This window comes from Micrococcus sp. 116 (assembly GCF_902506395.1).
Classification (GTDB): domain Bacteria; phylum Actinomycetota; class Actinomycetes; order Actinomycetales; family Micrococcaceae; genus Micrococcus; species Micrococcus luteus.
Genome location: NZ_LR732388.1, coordinates 1 through 1485, shown reverse-complemented (window position 1 = coordinate 1485; position 1485 = coordinate 1). Strand labels below are relative to the sequence as shown.

The following is a 1485-nucleotide window of genomic DNA, read 5'->3' as shown; positions in this document are numbered from 1 at the left end:
GGCGGGGGTGGTCTGCTCGGTCATCGCATACCTCCTGCGGTAGGGCCGGCGGGCGGCGAATCCGCCCCGCTCGGCATGAATAAGACTACATGACTTAATGGGCGGAGGCAAGATGTTCACCGGGTTGCATGCGAGCGGATCAACATGTATAGTCCTTCATGTAAGCCGGGGTGCACGAGGCGCCCCGGCCCCCACAGAAGGGAGCGCCGCAATGAGCGCATTCATGGTCAGCAACGAGCACATCAACGCCCTGGTCTGGGCCGCCGGTCAGGACCGCCACGGCAGCACCGGCAACGCTTTCCGTCACACCACTACCGAGGCGGGCCGCCACTTCTACGCCGCCACCACCGCCGGCCGCAAGGAGCTGGGGCAGATGCTCTGGCAGGGCAACCTCGACTCCCTGCGTGCCCGCTACGGCGACAGCGAGACGGCTGAGCCCTACCGCTACTCCCAGCCCCGGCATCTGGACTGGAGCCCGCTGGAAGTCCTCCAGGCCTTGGACTGCTACGAGTACCAGGCCTGCGAGGTGCGGGACTGGGCGGCCAGCGAGGTCTACGAGGTCTGCCAGGCCCTGCGTCTGCACTACATCGACCAGGCCACCGCGGCCTCCGGTTCGCATGTGTGGGCGGTGGAGGAGAACTCCATCCCCGCCGCCCTGGCGAACGCCTGATCGTCCCCGCTGGCCCGGCCACCGTGGCCGGGCCAGCGGGCCGACCGCGCCCAGGAAGACCAATCACGTCTACCGGGTTGCACGCCCCCTGCTAGACATGTATAGTCGTACATGTCAGCGGGGCCCAGCAGGGGCCCCGGACCCCCAGAGAAGGGAGCGGCCATGCCGCGCAACATCGAGGACCGGATTTACAACCTCACCGCCCCGGACGCCGCCGACATCGAGTGCACCTGCCCGAACTGCGGCGCCGTGGACTACGTGACCGTCACCGAGGAGGAGGGCGATCGCCTGATCGACGGCGAGCTGATCCAGGATGTCCTGCCCTATCGCTCCATCGTGGAGCGCGAGCGCATCATCTCCGGCATGTGCCCGACCTGCCAGGAGCTGCTGATCCCCGCCGAGTGAGGCACGCGGGAGGGGGCCGCATGGCGGCCCTCTCCCGCCGTAGTTGCGGTGGCGAAAAAAAATCCCCCAGGGGAGTTGCGTCCCCGCAAAGCGACATGTAATGTTGGTCATGCCAAAGGGGCCCGGGCGGGAACCGGCGGCACCGATAACCGAACAGAGATTGGAGCCGCATGGCGAACAAGGAACTCAAGAAGCTCCTGAAATCACTCGAAGCCCAGGGCTGGCGAGTGGAACGCCGATCGAAGGGCTGGATGGTCTACCCGCCGGACACCACCAAACCGATGGTGACCATCCACGAAACGCTCTCCGACCACCGGGCCTGGAAGAACCAAATGGCCGCACTCAAGCGGTCCGGCTACCAGGAACCGTGACCGGCCCCCGGGGGCGGGCCACCCGCCCGCCCCCGGGAC

3 protein-coding genes are annotated in these 1485 nt (G+C 67.1%); all 3 read left to right on the top strand.

Annotation, left to right across the window (positions count from 1 at the left end; genetic code table 11):
• The first annotated feature begins 211 nt into the window (after nt 1-211).
• The 3 genes from CITRIK5_RS12105 (at nt 212) to CITRIK5_RS12095 (ending at nt 1446) form a co-directional block, all read left to right on the top strand.
• Nucleotides 212-670 carry a hypothetical protein gene (locus CITRIK5_RS12105; RefSeq protein ID WP_159833881.1) on the top strand — a complete coding sequence of 153 codons (459 nt, stop codon included), beginning with the start codon at nt 212-214 and terminating at the stop codon, nt 668-670.
• A 162-nt stretch (nt 671-832) separates the two neighbouring features.
• Complete coding sequence (locus tag CITRIK5_RS12100) at nt 833-1075, top strand: hypothetical protein (protein WP_159833879.1); 243 nt, start codon at nt 833-835, stop codon at nt 1073-1075.
• Nucleotides 1076-1245: 170 nt separating this feature from the next.
• Nucleotides 1246-1446, top strand: coding sequence for a hypothetical protein (locus tag CITRIK5_RS12095; protein WP_023190040.1), 201 nt, complete (start codon nt 1246-1248; stop codon nt 1444-1446).
• Nucleotides 1447-1485: the final 39 nt, after the last annotated feature.